Annotated in this window: 16 protein-coding genes and 2 pseudogenes; 10 read left to right on the forward strand and 8 right to left on the reverse strand. The window is 35.5% G+C overall.

The features are described 5' to 3' along the window. Window positions 1–4: 4 nt before the first annotated feature. From FNJ88_RS03905 to tssD, 5 genes are all read right to left on the reverse strand, one after another. Entirely contained in the window at window positions 5–1084 is a 1080-nt protein-coding gene (locus FNJ88_RS03905; protein WP_143851839.1) for a DUF2931 family protein, read from the reverse strand. Next, entirely contained in the window at window positions 1056–3575 is a 2520-nt protein-coding gene (locus FNJ88_RS03910) for a phospholipase effector Tle1 domain-containing protein (protein ID WP_143851840.1), read from the reverse strand. The genes FNJ88_RS03905 and FNJ88_RS03910 overlap by 29 nt, the downstream gene beginning before the upstream one ends. Continuing rightward, complete coding sequence (locus FNJ88_RS03915; protein WP_143851841.1) at window positions 3572–4069, reverse strand: DUF4280 domain-containing protein; 498 nt, start codon at window positions 4067–4069, stop codon at window positions 3572–3574. The genes FNJ88_RS03910 and FNJ88_RS03915 overlap by 4 nt, the downstream gene beginning before the upstream one ends. A gap of 29 nt (window positions 4070–4098) precedes the next feature. Continuing rightward, window positions 4099–5076, reverse strand: a complete 978-nt coding sequence (locus FNJ88_RS03920) for a hypothetical protein (RefSeq protein ID WP_143851842.1) — start codon at window positions 5074–5076, stop codon at window positions 4099–4101. 88 nt (window positions 5077–5164) lie between these two features. Beyond that, entirely contained in the window at window positions 5165–5572 is a 408-nt protein-coding gene (gene tssD / locus FNJ88_RS03925; protein WP_143851843.1) for a type VI secretion system tube protein TssD, read from the reverse strand. 417 nt (window positions 5573–5989) lie between these two features. Here tssD and FNJ88_RS03930 point away from each other — a divergent pair, with 417 nt between their 5' ends. The 4 genes and pseudogenes from FNJ88_RS03930 to FNJ88_RS14600 form a co-directional block, all read left to right on the forward strand. Further along, on the forward strand, window positions 5990–7951 hold the full coding sequence (locus FNJ88_RS03930; protein ID WP_143851844.1) for a type VI secretion system Vgr family protein: 1962 nt from the start codon (window positions 5990–5992) through the stop codon (window positions 7949–7951). A 2-nt stretch (window positions 7952–7953) separates the two neighbouring features. Next, a complete protein-coding gene (locus FNJ88_RS03935) occupies window positions 7954–9333 on the forward strand; it encodes a hypothetical protein (RefSeq protein WP_143851845.1) in 1380 nt (459 codons plus the stop codon). 76 nt (window positions 9334–9409) lie between these two features. Beyond that, entirely contained in the window at window positions 9410–10390 is a 981-nt protein-coding gene (locus FNJ88_RS03940; protein ID WP_143851846.1) for a hypothetical protein, read from the forward strand. A 29-nt stretch (window positions 10391–10419) separates the two neighbouring features. Next, window positions 10420–10503: pseudogene (locus tag FNJ88_RS14600) on the forward strand (phage baseplate assembly protein V); the annotation flags it as partial. A gap of 131 nt (window positions 10504–10634) precedes the next feature. On the opposite strand, the pseudogene FNJ88_RS03945 reads toward FNJ88_RS14600, so the two are convergent. The 3 genes and pseudogenes from FNJ88_RS03945 to FNJ88_RS03960 form a co-directional block, all read right to left on the reverse strand. Next, window positions 10635–11647 (reverse strand): annotated as a pseudogene (locus FNJ88_RS03945) (IS3 family transposase); the annotation flags it as partial. Window positions 11648–11804: 157 nt separating this feature from the next. Next, a complete protein-coding gene (locus FNJ88_RS03955; protein WP_143851849.1) occupies window positions 11805–12665 on the reverse strand; it encodes an IS3 family transposase in 861 nt (286 codons plus the stop codon). After that, on the reverse strand, window positions 12662–12934 hold the full coding sequence (locus FNJ88_RS03960; RefSeq protein ID WP_143851850.1) for a transposase: 273 nt from the start codon (window positions 12932–12934) through the stop codon (window positions 12662–12664). The genes FNJ88_RS03955 and FNJ88_RS03960 overlap by 4 nt, the downstream gene beginning before the upstream one ends. Window positions 12935–13381: 447 nt before the next feature. Between FNJ88_RS03960 and FNJ88_RS03965 the strand changes: the two genes are divergently transcribed. The 6 genes from FNJ88_RS03965 to FNJ88_RS03985 all read left to right on the forward strand — a co-directional run bounded on the left by FNJ88_RS03965 (window position 13382) and on the right by FNJ88_RS03985 (window position 17547). Then, a complete protein-coding gene (locus FNJ88_RS03965) occupies window positions 13382–14140 on the forward strand; it encodes a hypothetical protein (RefSeq protein WP_143851851.1) in 759 nt (252 codons plus the stop codon). 106 nt (window positions 14141–14246) lie between these two features. Continuing rightward, window positions 14247–14915 carry a phage baseplate assembly protein V gene (locus FNJ88_RS03970; protein ID WP_143851852.1) on the forward strand — a complete coding sequence of 223 codons (669 nt, stop codon included), beginning with the start codon at window positions 14247–14249 and terminating at the stop codon, window positions 14913–14915. A gap of 11 nt (window positions 14916–14926) precedes the next feature. Next, on the forward strand, window positions 14927–15103 hold the full coding sequence (locus FNJ88_RS14265; RefSeq protein ID WP_185145856.1) for a hypothetical protein: 177 nt from the start codon (window positions 14927–14929) through the stop codon (window positions 15101–15103). A 137-nt stretch (window positions 15104–15240) separates the two neighbouring features. Continuing rightward, entirely contained in the window at window positions 15241–16578 is a 1338-nt protein-coding gene (locus FNJ88_RS03975) for a hypothetical protein (RefSeq protein WP_143851853.1), read from the forward strand. Further along, window positions 16560–16853, forward strand: coding sequence for a hypothetical protein (locus FNJ88_RS03980; protein ID WP_143851854.1), 294 nt, complete (start codon window positions 16560–16562; stop codon window positions 16851–16853). The genes FNJ88_RS03975 and FNJ88_RS03980 overlap by 19 nt, the downstream gene beginning before the upstream one ends. After that, entirely contained in the window at window positions 16843–17547 is a 705-nt protein-coding gene (locus FNJ88_RS03985) for a hypothetical protein (RefSeq protein ID WP_143851855.1), read from the forward strand. The genes FNJ88_RS03980 and FNJ88_RS03985 overlap by 11 nt, the downstream gene beginning before the upstream one ends. The last annotated feature ends 25 nt before the right edge of the window (window positions 17548–17572 follow it).

Here is a 17572-nt window from a genome sequence, read left to right on the forward strand (position 1 = left end):
TTTTCTACCCACCCCAGACTCCTTTTACTTTGTATTTGGTTAGTGGTATTATTTCGTCTTCGCATTTTACAGAGAGTTTAAAATCAGTGTACATAAAAGTAGGAATTATAATGATATCCATAGGTTTATTGGGATGCTTACTTTGTAATTCTTTAAATACGGAGAGCATTTCCTGGTCATCAAAAAGAACATCTGTGTGATATTTTGTGAACATGGGTTCTATACTGTATGGTATTGATGCTAATTCGTATTCACCTTTTGCAAGCTCATTTGGTCGTAAATAAAACCGCTGTTCTCCATTATAGTACCTAATGTCATTGGTAAGGATAACATCTTTTTCATCATAGGGTTGCAGTACAAAACGGTATTTAAACCTTTCCCGATAGTTGTCCCATAAACCAAAAGGAATTCCTTTCTCCCTAATCTCTTCTTGTGCTGCTTCAGGAAGCTGAATCTCAAACATTTTATCAAAAAAGCCTTCTTGGGTGCGCTCATTCGCATTATCATAAAAATCATTTCTGTCCACAAAAACCTCTTTAGCCTGCAGTCTGCATATTTCTACCCGATTATGATTTCCGGAGAGCCAAATTACAACCACACCACCGGGCGCTGCGCCAACCGTGAACGTATCATAGGTATCATGTACCAGTGGATATTTCCCTTCTACTTTCTGATCTCCTTCTACGTCAAACCCTTTGTTAAATTCCGCCAAAATTTTATCTGTAGGAAGATCAGCATCTACCGTGTAAAACTTTTTTTCGGCATAGGCTACATACGTCAGGTTCAAATGATAAGGGATTTTGCTGCCACCCTGTCCGGCTTGTTTGCCATCATATAACCATCCAGTATTAGCTACTCCTGCTTTCGGCATTGCGCAAATAAATTTTTTGTGCTCATCCATCAGCCATCCTTCATGTACTTCAACCGGATATTCTTTTGGTGCGCTTACGGTGACGCTATAACCGAACTTTGTTTGTGCCTGACTATTCATGTCATTTTGTTTATTACATGCCTGAACTGATATAAACAAGAACCAAGCAAAAATTATTTTTAATTTAGTGTACATTTCGTTTTCTTTTTCCATCTTGTATATTTGGATGATTTTTTCCGGATAGCCACGTTCCTACGGCCTCTCTGGGTGAGCCATAAGTAGCATTCCAGTGCAAATAGTGATAGCGGAGGTTTTTCAAATTTTCATTCTCTTTTCCATTGTCAACATATCTGATAGGTTCGCCTCCTTCAAAACTATAAGCCCAGAGCTTATCTTTTATTTTTTGAAGAAATTTTTTATGGTCCATGCTGAAATTTTTAAATTCTAGCAAGGTTTCATCATTTATGGGTACTTCCTTTTTTTGACAAAAACCGGACATAATATGCAGTGGTATAAAACTATACTGATTGCTTACATTTAGCTTATCGCCCTCTAAGCGATATTTACCATAATACTCACTTATGGTCGTCTTGATATTTAACTCCGGTTCTTTGAACCATCCCTGCTGTATAAAATATTTCTTCTCTTTTTCCAAATCATCTTTGTCGTGAGAAAGGAGCAACCTATAACACAAATTTCGACCACCTTCCGAATAGGCTCCACCTACATCACAATGCACCCCCGGAAAGGTAAGTTCCATACCCCCTTTTTTACCACTATCAGTAGAAGTTCTCGCAACTGAGGAAATTTTAACTAAGTCAAAATTAGCTCGGTACTCATCTTCTGCGACCATATGCACTACATAGTTTGCTTTATTTACATCATGAAGCCCCAAATGTTTAGCATCATTTCCCTGAACAAGTCCGTGATGAGGGACGGTATCATAAATCCCAACGAATCGCACATTAACTTTCGTCCGCGAATCCAAAAGATCGATCTCCTGCAAAAGCTGTCCTAAAACACCGAAATCGGGCATTAATTTTCCTAAGTAGGACAATGGCAAAGGGTTTTTTTGCAAATCTTCTACGAGATGGACAAGACCCATTTTGGCCACATAGGGTCCGTGTTTTACTACATGTACAAAGTGCCGCGCGGCCGCTGCGCCACGGCTGAAACCGAAAACATCAAAAGTAATAGTATTTACAAATTCCTTTTCTTTCTTTATGTTTTTCTTAATAACTTTCAAAATGTCAACAATACTTTTTCTTACCTTATCACGAATCCCGGCGTCTCCAGCACCAAATGCAGGTGCCTGCATTATGTCGTCTTTTTTATAATCCTCTTTTTCTAATTGTCCGCCTTGATTTTTTGGAGCACTGTGAGTACCTACTCCTTCTGTGTATATTGCAAATTGCATAATGTCCTCACTTCGATCTTGAATATAATTTTTAAATAAAATAGCAGGATTAGAAAGATCATTTTCATAGCTAGTTTCGCTATAGTCGGGATCGCCGTTATCTTTGTAGATAGCTTTCATATCATCAACATCAAGATTACCCAAACCTGTTGTATTTTTCGGAGCAGTTTTTTTTGGAGATCCCAAGCTATCCATTTTCCGCTTCATTTCCGTGTTGTACATATTATTGAGTGTACCGTCTATGAAAACGCCGAAAGTGAAGTTTAGACCTTCTTTATTATCTTTAACAACGGTATCTATTTCACCTACAACCACAGGCATATTGGTAACCTCCTGAGTTTGGTCTTTTTTAACGCCGTTTTTTTTAGAAACGTTTAAAACTGGTTTTAAACTTTCATTGTTTAGTACTTCTACATCTTTACCTGTCGCTTTTTGAAGTACCCTTGTCTCGATCTGCAATTCATCCCCAAACGAACCCTTTAGATCCATACTCTGTCCAAATTGCCAAATGTGATCGATCCCAACTTCGATCACCGCTTTTTGTATGGTGGTTGCTGCTTCTTTAGGATTGTCATCTTTCACCAGAAGACCGGAAACAACTTTTTGCCCGTCTTCAAATGTCTGTACCGGATATGTTTTTACTTCTCTCTCAAAAAATTCACTGTTGGCTATATTCAGATCTTTGTTTAGCCCGTTTACATCTTTCAAGCCAACAAGAATTTCCTGACCGTAAAGACCTTGTGTGTAAATATGCAATAAAAGTTGAGAACCAAAGGCTATCTTTGTATCTTTAATCGGATTGTACTGCCTATCAGTCCATTCTATCTTAATGATTTTGGATTTTCCAGTCGCTTTTACTACGATTCCGTTTGGTATATTTCCTACAGGAGACTCTCCATCGAAGAAGGCTTCGATATAACAATATCCACCACCTTCCAAAACCTCTGGAAATACAAAATTTTTACCCAGATTTGAAATTCCTTTTTCCACAAATTCATTGTGGTTCGCCGCTTTGGTATCCATTCCATAAACGGTGTTCCATGCCCAATTTACCGTCTCGAATTTTGCTATTTCGATTTTCGAATCAGCCATTTCTTTTACAGCTGCTGCGTTTTTTGGTGTTGCCGTTAAAATTTTTTCCAGATCGAGAATTCTTTTTTCCAGATCCTTTTTTTCTTTTATGAAAACAGTAAAACTTTTCTCTTTATCTAAGGTTAATTCCCCCTGAGCAAAACTGTAATCTATTAGTGATTTTGTTTCTAATTCTAAATGTAATCCCTGACTCATAACTGATTGGAATTTATGATGTGGTATATTTTCTTCTTATCTTCATCCAGATCAACAAACGGAAACAATTCCGCCAAAACGTCTTTATCCGCATTCTCCACATTTTGCGCAGAAACTTCTGCAGTCTGACCGTGGTCAATAATCTTTATACAATCCGGGCCACCAATTGGGCAGGTTGCTTTGCTGTCTTCCAGCAGCGCTTTTCCGTTGTTGTCTTGCAAAGTAATTTTTTCGTAAAAGCCAGTCCACGCTGTTACTACAATTTGGCAAGGTTTGAAACCTCCTCCCGGAAGGGGTTGCATTTTGCAAGGGCCAAAAGTATTTTTTTCGAAAGTTGCAGCACCAATATCCATATTAGTAGCCATCAATTTGGTGCTCCCTTCTTTATCATTGATGTAGCGTTTCGTTTGGGTTAATACCTTTAATTTATCGGGAGTAGCGCCGTAGGTGCAGCTGCAAATTGCGCCTTGGCAGACTAAATGTTTTTCACTCATCTTTTGTGTTTTTGTGTGATTTAAATGTACTATGAATTTTCTAATTCATAAAGCTGAAAATCAAGTTGAAATTTCTGGTCTTTTTCAAATACAGAAAGAGCTCCAGTGATCGAGGATATTTCTTGCGTGTCTTTATGCAATTTGTACGATAAGTCGACTCTTCCCTTTTCCCTGTTTTTATTAAAAAAGCTTTCTTCCTCCCGTCCAGATAGCTGTAAAACGATCTTATCGGTTGTGGTAAATTCTTTTTCTAACTGATAGTTTATGTTGTACGTAACTTCTTGTCCAATACTCGAAAAATAAATTTGTAAAACGTCATCTTTTAAAAAGGATGGATAACTTTGGTAAATGGGCAGAAAAAAAAGTTTATAAAAAACATTCCTTTCTAACAATGCTCGCTTTTCCTGAATATTGAAAATTGCCTGATCGAGTTTCTGCAAAAGTTCATCTGTAGTGGTTGATTGATAATATTCTTTTAACTTCGGACGACACTCATTTTTCCACCTTTTAGCAATTTCTCCAGTATTCAAAATATTTAGCAAACTTCCATTACCATCTCTAGCAATTTCTAAAGGATATAAAACCTGCTCTGCTTTTTCAAATAATTGCTCAATGGTTTGATCAATCGTCTGATTGTTGACATTGGTTTGTCCCTTGGACAATTGCAGTGAAAGAGAGGTTCTCTTAATCTTAATCTCATAGTGCATTTGCAATTCCTTGGGAAGAAATTTAATAATAACTCCGTAAGTTTTCTCAGAATTATTAGTAGGTAGATCAAGAATTGTACTTTTTAAGAGCTGACGATTTCTATCCTTATAATTCTTTTGTGGTACATAAACATATTTTACATATTTGGGTAAAGTGAGCGTCAATAATTCTTGAAGGTTACAGTGTGAATTATGGAAATCAACCACTTCTTTTGGAGTCATTTCATATTCTTTTGAAAATTCCTCAATATTAAAAACCCCTTCTATCTTTGCTTTTACATATTTTTTGTCAGTATCCATAAGTCCTCAAGTCTCAATTTAGTTGAGTTAAAAATACCCTGAATATTTCAGATTCAGGGTACCTTTTATAAATAATTGATTCGGTTTCTTATTTTCCTGGCCAAATACCTTCATATTCGCCACCACCGTAAGTGATCTTCTCGGCACTGATAACGAAAGAAACCAACATACTGTTGCTGTCCATTGCGTCGAATTCTACTTCGTGCTGAATTACATATCCGTTCTCCCAGTTCAACTTGATCAAAGTTCCTTCTTCATGAGATTTATTGAAGGTTACTTCACCTACCGTTGGTTTGTATTTTCCATTCAATAATGATTCGATGATGTCAGATTTGTCTGTCGCTTCGATCGTTACTTTAATAATTGCATTGCTTGGATCAGATGCTACTCTACCCGAAACATCTGTAGATCTCGCTACACTGTAGTTTAGTTTTAGTACTTTGGAGTCTTCTCCGTTATTGAATTTTAAGACTGCTCTTGAATTGTTTGCTGCCATGATTTCTAAATTTTAAGGTTAACTATTAATTTGTGATTGATTTTAATAATTCAAACCTACAAGTCTTTCAGTTCAATCACAAGCGATTTTTATTTATTTTGGAATTTGTAGTAGTTTTACTACAAGCCCGAAAAGAGCTGATTTCGCTCTTTTATTTGGCGTTAAACTCTTTGGTAATAGGCGCACGCGGATTTTTTGATTTTTAAAATTCCCAAGCAAAATTTTCATTTTACAGCTAAAATCACGAAAAATCCCGAAATTTTGTAGTAGATCTACTACAACTTAGATTGAAGTATTTAAACTAAATTTGTTTTTGTACTTGGTCCCTTTTAAACGAAGCCAACGATCACCTATTTTGAAATCACCTTGAACACTAAGGTTTACAAGGTATAATTTTAATTTTTCAAAACACACGATATGGAAAAGAACGGAAATTCAGAAGCAGTATTTTTCAAACCCCAGAAGTTTACGCCTCAAAATAACGCAGATAGTATTAAAAATAACCATCAGGCTGGTATCAACCGTTTGGTGAAACTTTCTGTCGTCATCAATGGAAAGATCATCAAGCATTACAAACATTTTAAACTCACTCAAAGTGCACGACGGCACCACAGTTTTGAATTGACCCTTGCCCATGATGCTTTAGGAGAAAGACAAACTCATCAGCTGGAAGAAGCCAACCGCTTTCTAGGCAACCGATTGACGGTAAAGATCATGCACAAAGATATCGACGACAGTCCGGAGCGTGTTTTTGTGGGCGTCATTACGGGAGTGAGTTTCAGTCAGGACGGTCACAGTTTAGGAAATATTGTTTTGAAAGGATTCAGTCCGACTATTTTATTGGATGCTGCGCCACACACCCAGAGTTTTGGCGGTGATGGTCCGGTGAATATGGGAATCATTGCAGATCGTGTCATTAAACAGGGAATCAGCAGTGCTTATGATGTAAGAGTGGATGCCAAAGCTTCTTCTCAGATATTATATAGTGCACAATATGAAGAAACGCATTATAATTATCTCGCGAGAATGGCAGAAGCTTACGGCGAACAGTTTTTCTACGATGGTGAGGTCCTGCACTTTGGAAATATGCCACCTCAGAACAAAGCAATTGAATTGACTTTCGGCAGCAATGTTTCTGATATCAATGTCGAATTAAAAGCAGTTCACATTAAACCCACTTTTTATGGTTACAACAGCAGCTCTCATGCAAAGCTGACCTCTGGAGAAACACCCATTAAACATAAAAGTGATCTGGCGAAAACGTCGTACACTAATAACGAAGGAATCTTCAAAACAAAATCACTGCAAGTAGCGCCAATTAGAGCGACCACCGATATGGATATCGTGAACTCTCAGACAAGTGAAGCCGGGAGTAAAGCCGTAGAAGTTTTCACCGTCTCGGGTGGCACCACGGTTCCTTTTTTGTATCCAGGCTGTGTCGCAGATCTGAAAATGCGAAAAACAGATTCTAACCAAACGAGTTACTTCACCCGCGTCATGATGACGGAAGTCACGCACGAAATCGATACGCTAGGTCATTACACCGGAACTTTTGAAGCCATTGCTTCGGACACGGGTTACATGCCGAAACCGGATTTTGTTTTACCCAAAGCTGAACCTCAAATCGCCACAGTGATCTCCAATATGGATCCTTCAGGGCAAGGCCGCGTCACCGTTCGTTTCGACTGGCAAATGCACGATACGACTAATTTTATCAGAATGATGTCTCCCGACGCCGGCGGAACGGATCAGGTTTCCCAAAACCGCGGTTACGTGGCCATCCCGGAAGTCGGCGATCAGGTCATGGTTGGTTTTGTACACAATCATCCCGACCGACCGTTTGTGATGGGAGGAATGTTTCATGGCGGAACCGCCCTGGGTGGATTTGCAGATAACCGTGTAAAGTCGATCATGACCCGCAGTGGGCATAAGATCGTTTTTACCGAAGATGAAAGTATTATTATCACCGACAAGTCTGGCAATAAAATCCACATGGACACCACAGGAAGCAATATTAATATTACGGCGCCGGAGACGATGACGCTGAACTGCAAGAATATGAATATCAATGTGGGAGAGAATATGACGGCTTTCGTAGGAAATAACCAAAGTACAACAGTTGGTCAAAATCAAACTAATACTGTAGGTATGAATCAAACCGAAAGTGTGGGAATGATGAAGAATCTTTCTGTTGGGGCAAATTTTATGACTAATGTTGTAGGAAGTTTGATGGAATTTGTAAAAGGAAATCGAGAAAGCAAAGCCAAAGAAGTGAAAGAAAATTCGAAACGACGAGAAATTGTATCACAAGAAAATAATGATATTCATTCTCAAAAACAGTTCAATAATAATAGTGGTGAAAATTCAAAAATGCATTAATTATGTCAATCATACGAATTACAGAGGGAGAAAATATTACAAATATAGAGAAAGGATGGACAGTTTTTACCGATACATTTGATGCTTATGCAGGACAATTTAGTCATTTTACTGCAACGGATGGAACTGTTTTCGGAAATCCTGAAAGTGATAAGAGTGAAGAAACCCATTATTTCAAAGAAGGATGGTGGAGTTCTGATTCGCAAGGTAATAGTAGGATAACAGAAGCGGGAATTGGACAAGTAGTTTATTTTCAGGTAAAAACTAAAAACATTACTGAGCCAAATGCAGATGTGGGGATGCAACTATATGATAAGGATGGGGGATTGGGAGGAGAAGATGATCCTATTGGTGTAAGAAAAGTTACTCAAGATGGCAGTTTGGGAGCATTAGTAACAGAAAAACGAGTGACAAATAATGCAATAGTGTATCATCTTACTTTAAGTGATGGATTAGCAAGTTTTATTGAAGACGATTTTGGAGACGAAATAGAACTTTATTTTGAGTGCAGCTATAAAGAAGATATAAATGTAAAACTACCATTATCTTCAGAGTTATATCTCAAAGTAGAAATATGTGACAAAAATGTTGTTCAAAGTTTTAACAATAAGCAATATGGCAGCTGTGATTTTTATCGTTTTAGATATGATGATTTTATGCGAAGACATAAACATTGCGGACATATGCCTCCTGTGTATTATTTTGGAGAAATGCGGGAATTAAGTTATTGGAGTGTAATAGATAACATAACAGAATGGTGGACACCAAGTCTTACAAATGAAATGAAACAAATAAGCGTTTCTGTGGAAGAAGTAGAAAAACAGGGTTATAAATACAAACCATCACCTTCTACCAGTTATGGTTTTAAATATTGCACACGGTTTTCCAGAGTATTGATGCCAACATTAACACAAAGAGGGCAAGTATGGCTTACTGAAGCTAGATTTAAATTACAAAAATATATGGAACAAGGAGTTATTAATAAAACATATATAGCGAATTATGACGTTGTCATTCTAGACTCATTGGAAAATAATTTTAATGATAACTTCAAAAAATTTAATTGGAGCTCCATGAGTTATGAATTTGATCAGGAAATGCAAACAAAATATTATACGAATATCGAAATAGATAATGATAAATTTCAAGATTTTGCTTTCGCGACACATCCAGACGCTTATGACCCTGTAAAGATGTCATATTTATCAGCAGATGACCTATTGAAAATAATGTCAACTCCTGATATGAAAGAATGGCTGGGGTCTGCTACTTGGGCACAAGCTTTAATTATGGCAAGAAATCTGAATTACCGTGAAATTACCGAAGCAACTTTAAACCGTTTCTTCAAAAAATATATACTAGGAGATGACGGATTTAAATAAGATTATAAAAATAATTAGCTGTTTTTTGTTAATAATCTCGAACTACAGCTGTTCCCAAACTACAAAACCAGCAAATATGAAATGGATAGAAAAATACAGTTTTTACGATCTTTATAAAAAAAATATAAACAATGGAAATTTTCCACCTGGAACAGGGTTGAAATTGACAATATTTAAATTTTTGAATGAAAAAACTATTTTTCTAGCAGGAAGTAAAGACTTAAATGCATTTTATAATAGGCCTGGAGATTGTGCAATATTATTTGTTTCTAAAGACAAAGGCAAAAGTTATCAAGAAATTACTTTTACCGAAGAAAATGTTACATTTCTCACTCCCACAGAAAAGTACACCTTAGTTGAAACCAATATTAACGGTTATAGTTCTTTAGGTAAAAATGTAATTTATCTTTTGGATAATATAACATTACAATTTAAGAAAATTGATGAATATTCATCTAATAATAAAATCAGCTACAAGCAATTTAATGGAGAGTATGTAATTTATTCTGACAATAATGAGACCTATGTACTTAATATTTTGACAGATGAAAAGTATAAATTACCAAATGATGTTGTTGAGAAAAATTTTATTCTAAATGATTCTGATGCAACAATAACCTTTTTAAGAGAAAATAATAAAGTCGTTTTATATAATGCAAAAAATAATTTATACGAGATTTCGAAAACGCTGAAAGGTTCCTATTCTACGATTATGAATACTTTTGGTGAAATTACTTTAGGAAAAGAAAATTTGTTAAAAACTTCTGGAACTATTTATGATTTGAACGAAAAAAAACTATTTGAAGCTTCGCCTAAAACAGAGAAAGGACTTTACCGTTATAAAAACTTTGCCAGTTATTTCAAAGAAACAAGACCAAATGTAATATTCTTTTATTCGTACAATTATGGAAAAACATGGTATGAGTATAAAACACAAAATATATTTACCACATCGGTTCCTAAAGGTTATTATAAAGATAAATATATTGTTTTAGATGTAAGTTATTATGACAAAAAAAACGATGCGGATATAGAAGTTGGAGAATTTCAAAAATAATTATGATAAGGAATTTTATATAAGTTAGGCAAGGATACGTCGCCATCCCAGAAGTTGGCGATCAGGTCATGGTGGGATTTGTGCACAATCATCCCGACCGGCCGTTTGTGATGTTGTAGACTCCCCATTTTCAGTACGGTTCAAAAATAGAATTTTTTTTTAATACATTGGTACTGTTGTCGTCGGATGTGGGAAAGTGGTCAGGAATAGAGCTGGCCTTAAGGTGGGCTTGCTGTCCATTTTTCCACATCACAGGTGATAATCCGCCCAGTGATTCATGTGGTCTTTCGTGGTTATAATCGTTAACCCAATCTTGCGTGATGTTCCTTACGTCATCCAAAGTTTCAAAGATGTATGCGTCCAGAATTTGCTCTCTGTAAGTTTTATTAAAACGTTCAATATAGGCATTCTGCGTGGGTTTTCCTGGCTGAATGTAAGCAAACGTTATGTCATTAAGCGTGCTCCATACGGAAGCAATATTGGCAACGAACTCAGGACCGTTATCCATACGTATCTTTTTGGGTTTGCCATATCTGTTCACCAAATGATTTAAAATCCAAATCACCCGTGAACTTTTCAAACTGTAATCTACCTCAATATGCAGGATTTCCCTGTTATAATCATCAATCACATTAAAACTGCGGAACTTCCTTCCATTTGATAATACATCACTCATAAAGTCTATGCTCCATGTATGAGTAAAGGTTTTGGGTACTTCCAATGGCACCTTAACTCGTGCAGGAAGACGTTTCTTGGCCTTACGACGTAACGGAAGTTTCATTTGCTTATAAATCCTGTGAAGACGCTTATGATTAATTTTTTCGCCTCTATTACGTAAGCGGTAATAATACTTCCAAAAACCTTCACGCGGGTAATTTTGCGTGAGTTGTTCCAGTTCCATCATTACCGTAGAATCATCTTTGATCGAGCGGTAGTGAAAACTGCTCCTGCTTAAATGTAGTACGCGTAAAGCCCTGCCAGAATCCTTCGGATGAAGTTCTTTAATCTCTCTTACGATCTGACGTTTCCGACAAGGCTTTAGAGCTTTTTTTCGATAATATATTTAGCAACATCGAGTTCCATCGCCAGATTGGCGTACATACGCTTAAGCCGGGCGTTTTCCTCCTCCAGTTCTTTAACACGTTTAAGCTCACTGGCTTCCATGCCGTTGTACCTTTGACGCCATTTATACAAAGTGGCGATACTGATGCCATTTTCTCTGGCTAATTCTTCGGCACTACGACCTCCACTAAACTCCTATAGTTCCCCCCAAAGTTTGGACAGTAAATTGTAAAAGTTAAGTTTGATTTTGTTTGTTTTGAGGGTAACAGTTTTGCAAATTTCCACATAGGGAAAATCCCTTCAAAGATTTTTCCGTGTAGTGTGGGAATGTGAAAAACTGTGTGAATATTCATTAAGCTGCTATCTTTTTTGAAAGGTTATAAATTGCTGCGGGTACTTCATATCCAAGACTTTGATGCCTTCTCTCTTTATTGTAGTATGATATGTATTTTTTAAGACCCTCAAAACACGCTCTGCCATCCTGATAAGCATAGAGATATACATTCTCATATTTCACACTTCGCCAGAACCTTTCAATGAAAATATTATCCAGAGCGCGTCCTTTGCCATCCATGCTTAAGGCTATTCCCTGCTTGGTGATAAATTCGGTGAAGAGATCTGCCGTAAACTGACTGCCCTGATCGGTATTGAAGATTTCCGGTCTTCCGTATTTTTCAATGGCCGTCTCTACGGTATCGCGGCACCATTCGGAAGTCATCGTGTTGCTCAGGCTCCAACCTACCACAAACCTGCTGTACAGATCTATTACCGCACAAAGATAAAGATAGCCGCCCTGCACAGGTATGTAAGTAATATCCATTGCCCAAACCTGATTGGGAGCTGTAATTTTTAAATTTCTCAAAAGATACGGGAAGATCTTGTGTTTCTTGCCTTTTCCTTTTTTGGAGGTGGCGGGTCCCGGTGCAGAAGCACTCAAACCCATTAGCCGGTAAAGCCTTTCCACTCGCTTTTTGTTAATAGTATACCCCATATCCTGCTGTAGCCAGTTGGTCATTCTGGGAACGCCTTTCCATGGACGGTTCAGAAATTCCTCATCAATCAGGCGCATCAGTTCCAGATTCAGACTGCTCTGCGGAACTTTCCTGTAATAATGGGAGCTGCGGGAAATCTGCAATACTTCACACTGCTTTTTAACGCTGAGTGCATTTGCCTTGTCAACATGAGCTTTACGGGCTCTGCGGGACTGTTTCATGACAAGGCTTTTTTTAAAAAATCGATTTCCATTTTCTGCTGACCGATAACCTTATAAAGCTTGTCGACATCCTCTTTTTTCTCTTCCGCAGGAGTTTCCTTGCCAAAAACATCGGCACCTTTCTGCAGGAATTCTTTCTTCCATGAAGAAATCTGATTGGGGTGAAGGTCATGCCTTCGGGCAAGTTCCTGCATCGTGTAGCGTTCGCTTAATGCTTCAACTACTACTTTAAATTTGAATCCTGAATTGAATTTTCTTCGCTGTGACATATTGTAAATTTAATTGTTTTTTTTCAACTAAACTTACTGTCCGATTTTCCGGGGGAACTATACTCCTTTAAAATACCTGCAATCTTGGCAGGACTAAAAACACTCTTTTTCATGATAATAATTACGATTTAAAGTTAATAATTTTATACTTTTGAATCGTACTGTTTTCGGGGGAGCTTACAATATGGTCAAGCTTTTGATCTGGGAGTTCCTGAAAAATCTGTTATAGTTCTTACAAACGGATTTAATGACAGTACATTAGCGCATGAAGCTTTGCATGCCATGAATTTATACCACACTTTTGATAATAATAGTAAATACACTTTTCTAAATTATGAAACAGATAACATAATGGATTATTCTGATATAGAAAATAGAAAATTTCCAGTTATATCAACATTTGCATGGCAGTGGAAAATTTTGCATAAATTTTTAAAATAAATTATAATGGTGAAAAAATTAACCTATTTAATTGCAAGTGTATTTATATTTTCTTGCAATGGACAAAATAATAATAAAAAAAATATGTTAGATATTCAATATTTAGAAAAACATGGGACACTTTCATATGTATCTTACAATGGAGCATTAAGCACGACAGCAGAAGACCATAATAAAGGTGTGAAGCATTATGAACTTTCAGAAACGAAAAATGGTGTAAAAACATACATTGATGGCGATGAGGAAATAGGATTTAATAAAATTGTTGAAAATAATGAATTTACCGAATTTACCGAATACGACAATAAAGGTATTCCAAAAGTAGAACTGAAAACATCTGTATTTGGTTATATCATTTCAAAAATAGAATTTGATGTTGATGGAAATATTTCTAAAGAAATCAATTTTGAAAATCTTTTTAAATTTAAAAGTGATAATTTATTTCGTTATATGCGTAGTAATAGTTTTGATTTAGATAAAAATCACTACAAAGAAATTTCAAAATCTGAAATCCCTCAACCTAAAATAATAAGAGGATATTCCGACGAATTTAAATTTCTAATTCCAGAACTTAATTTAAAAAATAAACTTATATGGATAATACTAAATATAGAAGGTAAATATAAAAATACTGAAGGAATATTCTTTATATGTTTAGATGGCAGTTCAGGAAAAGAACTTTTAGTAAAAAAATATCTTGGAAAAAAATCTGGGAAAAACGGAATTGGGACTTATGCAAATTACGAAACCATTTTTCCAAAATAAAATCTTATTTTTAATTCAAATCTATTTGCTACTTTTTTATCGAAAAAAAATAATTTTTATTTAAAACAAAAATTTTTTTCAAAATTGATTATCATAGTTCATCCGCATGATGTCTCCCGATGCAGGTGGAACGGATCAGGTTTCCCAAAACAGAGGTTACGTTGCAATTCCCGAAGTCGGTGACCAGGTGATGGTGGGTTTTGTTCATAATCATCCGGACAGACCATTTGTGATGGGTGGAATGTTTCATGGGGGAACCGGTTTGGGAGGAGGCGCACAAAATCACATGCGCTCTATTCAAACAAAAAGCGGGATTAAGGTTTTGATGAATGATAATGAGAAGAGTGTGACGATTCTGGATCCTAGTGGGAATACGTATTTTATGGATGGGAATGGGAATATTGAAGTTACTGCTCCAAATGACATTACTTTCACCGCAGGAAAAAATATGAATATTAATGTTGGGCAGAATATGACCACAAGTGTAGGAGCAAATAAAAGCAACACCATCGGAATGAACAATTCTGAAACGGTTGCAATGAATGACACTCAAAGCGTAGGTGCAATGAAAATGACTTCCGTAGTTGGTGATGCAAGTATGTTCATCACTGGAAAATTAACAGAAATGATTGAGGGTGATGTGCATAGTGAGACGAAAATGGAACGGAATGAGGTGAGTGAAGGCAAAATTGTGACACAAAGCTCCGGAACGAACGAACAACATTCAGAAAAAACTGTAAAAAATAACAGCGCAGAAAAGGGAAATAATTTCTAAAACTCCAAAGAATGAGCAGATCAAGAATTGTAAAGGGAAATATTACCAAAATTATAGGAGGAAATTATAAAGTTTACTCTAAAGAAAATATAGAAAACAGCGGTTCTAAGGTTATTCAGGTTGGGAAAGAAAGTGGTGGAGCTATGGTGAACCGGAGAAATTTATTCCCTCCGAAACTACCATTTTAGAAAATAATTATAACTTAGAAAGCACCTATATTCACGACCATTTAAAAAATGTTGCTGTAGAAATTGTTTCAAAATCGAATGGCGATAATGCTGGGATAATTTTTCAAATTTACAAGGATATTGCTGAGGGTAAAATCTTGAATCCTCAAATTACTGTTACCAAAACACTACATTCCAGTAAAGCGAAATTTGATGAAAAAAGTCAAAGCATACTTGTCTGGGAAGAAAATTTGAGAGGTATCGAAAAGGATAATGATAAAAAGATAAAATTAATTTCTTGGCTTGCAGAATCTTATGGAAAGTACATAGATTCAATTGTGAAAGAAAGCATCAATATTCAAAATAATTTGGAAGTTTATGATTATGATTTATTTCAGTTTGATGCTTTGGGAGAATCAACAGTTACGATTGGAAAATTAGAATCTCCAACATTTAATGGAGACTTAGATATTAGCTTTCCAAAGATAGAAGAAGAAAAAAAATTCCAGCCTCCACAACATTATTTTGAAGAGAACCGCAAGCAAAAAGGCGATCCAAATGCAGGAGATTATAATCAAAATTTTTACGAGGAAGAAACATCAGAAACCGCTAATTTGAGCGGAGGACCAGGAGATCCACCTTTTAATGTTGGTATGAAATTTAGTTTTAGTCTTGGTGGTGGTTTTACTGCAAGTTTATATGCAGGAATTTCTCAAAAAATTGCAAAAACAGGCGATTTTGAAGTTATGGCTAGTTTCAACGGTGCTTTAACCTATTATGGTAATGGTTCTCCAGGAACTTCACCTTTAAGTAGTAATTTGGTTACATTAAGTGGTACACCTTCTGCAACTTTAGGGTACAAAACAGGAAATGCAATGCCAATGAATTTATTTAATGATTTTTCTGGAACTGGCGTAAATGTACCTTATGAATATGCTTTTTCTGTAGGTTCAACTGGAGTTTTAAGTTCTGGGCGAGTGTCCAGTGAATTTGAATACGAATATGATGATCTTGGGAATAAAACAGTGGCTAGGAAAAAAGATGATTACAATTCTCACGATAATCCTAATCGTCACCAGATTTTGGGAGGCGCATCAATCAAAGTGGGAAATTTTATGATTTCATCTTATAATGATATTTTTAAAGTTCCATTATTTTTGGGGATGGATTCTGACCAATATTGGTCAGCAGGAGTTAATATGCAGGCAAAACTAACCGACAAAATAAATATGGCGTACGCTTTTGATTTGTATTATGGAAAATCAAATAACAAAAATCCATACAACCTTGATAAATCCATAGATGGACAAAATTATGATACGCAGCGATTGTTTGATGTTTTGCTAAACCGTGGGCAGGAAAGTTTTTCTTTTACAGATGCGAATGGAAATTTTAATAAAACCACAAAATTTGGATATGGAACATTTTGGCCTTCAAATAAGATGCATAATGCTATAGATTTTCTGAAATACCTAAAATGCCAAAAGAGCCGATAAGAAGTAAATATTCTAATGATGAAAAATATAAATTAGCAAAAGAAAAATATAAAGATAAATTTGAAAAATACGAGAGAGATTTGGTAAATTATAAAATCAGTTTAAGATTGAAGCCATTTTCTACTTTTCATCATTTATTTGTATTATATGATGGAAAAAGTAACGAACCAAATTTTGGAAGGTTACAAAATTATATGGAAGCAGACATTCCAAAAAAAGATTTGCAAGAATTTTACAAGAAAGAATTTTATAAGAAAAAATCCAATGAAAATTAAAATAAATAGCCTAATTTCAGTACTTTTTTTTATTCTTATCATTATAAATTGCAGTAGCCAAAAAACTACAATTAATAACAATTTTAATGGAAAAATTGATAAGCAATTTGAAGCATATTTAAGATTAAAAAATATTCCCTTTAAAGAACTAAATGACAGTATTTACTCTGCTCATTTTTCAAAATTTTTAGATGATGAATTAAAACAAAAACTTGTACGCAATCCATATTTAAAAATCAATAAAGTTTATATGCGTCATATAACTCCAACTTCTGTCGAATTTTCAATATATTCTGATAAAGGTACTTTTTGTATAAGCACTTTTGACTTAAAGATGGATGGTAAAACATTAAGTTTTCCAGAAAATGGAGTAGTAAAAATTTTAGAACCTATTCAAGTTGAAGATTTTGGAGATTTCAAAATAGAAAATAATATTATAAAAACTAGAAAAAGGCAGAAAAGCCCGTTTAGAGAAACTTATTATTATGTGAATGGGACTATTAAAAATGACACGATTAGTTTTACGGAAAAATACATAGGGAAAGAGCATAAATTTGAGAAAAAATTGTTTGCAAAAACTAGAAAAGTTAATAAAAAAGAAGTTTATCAACCTGCACTTAAAGTAGTTCAATACAAAGTTGGTAAATTTTTAGTTTCCTACGAAGTTACAGGAGAATTTAGAATAGAAAAATAAAAATTTCATTTTTCTATTAATTTGT

This window comes from Chryseobacterium sp. SNU WT5 (assembly GCF_007362475.1).
In the GTDB taxonomy this organism is placed as follows: Bacteria; Bacteroidota; Bacteroidia; order Flavobacteriales; family Weeksellaceae; genus Kaistella.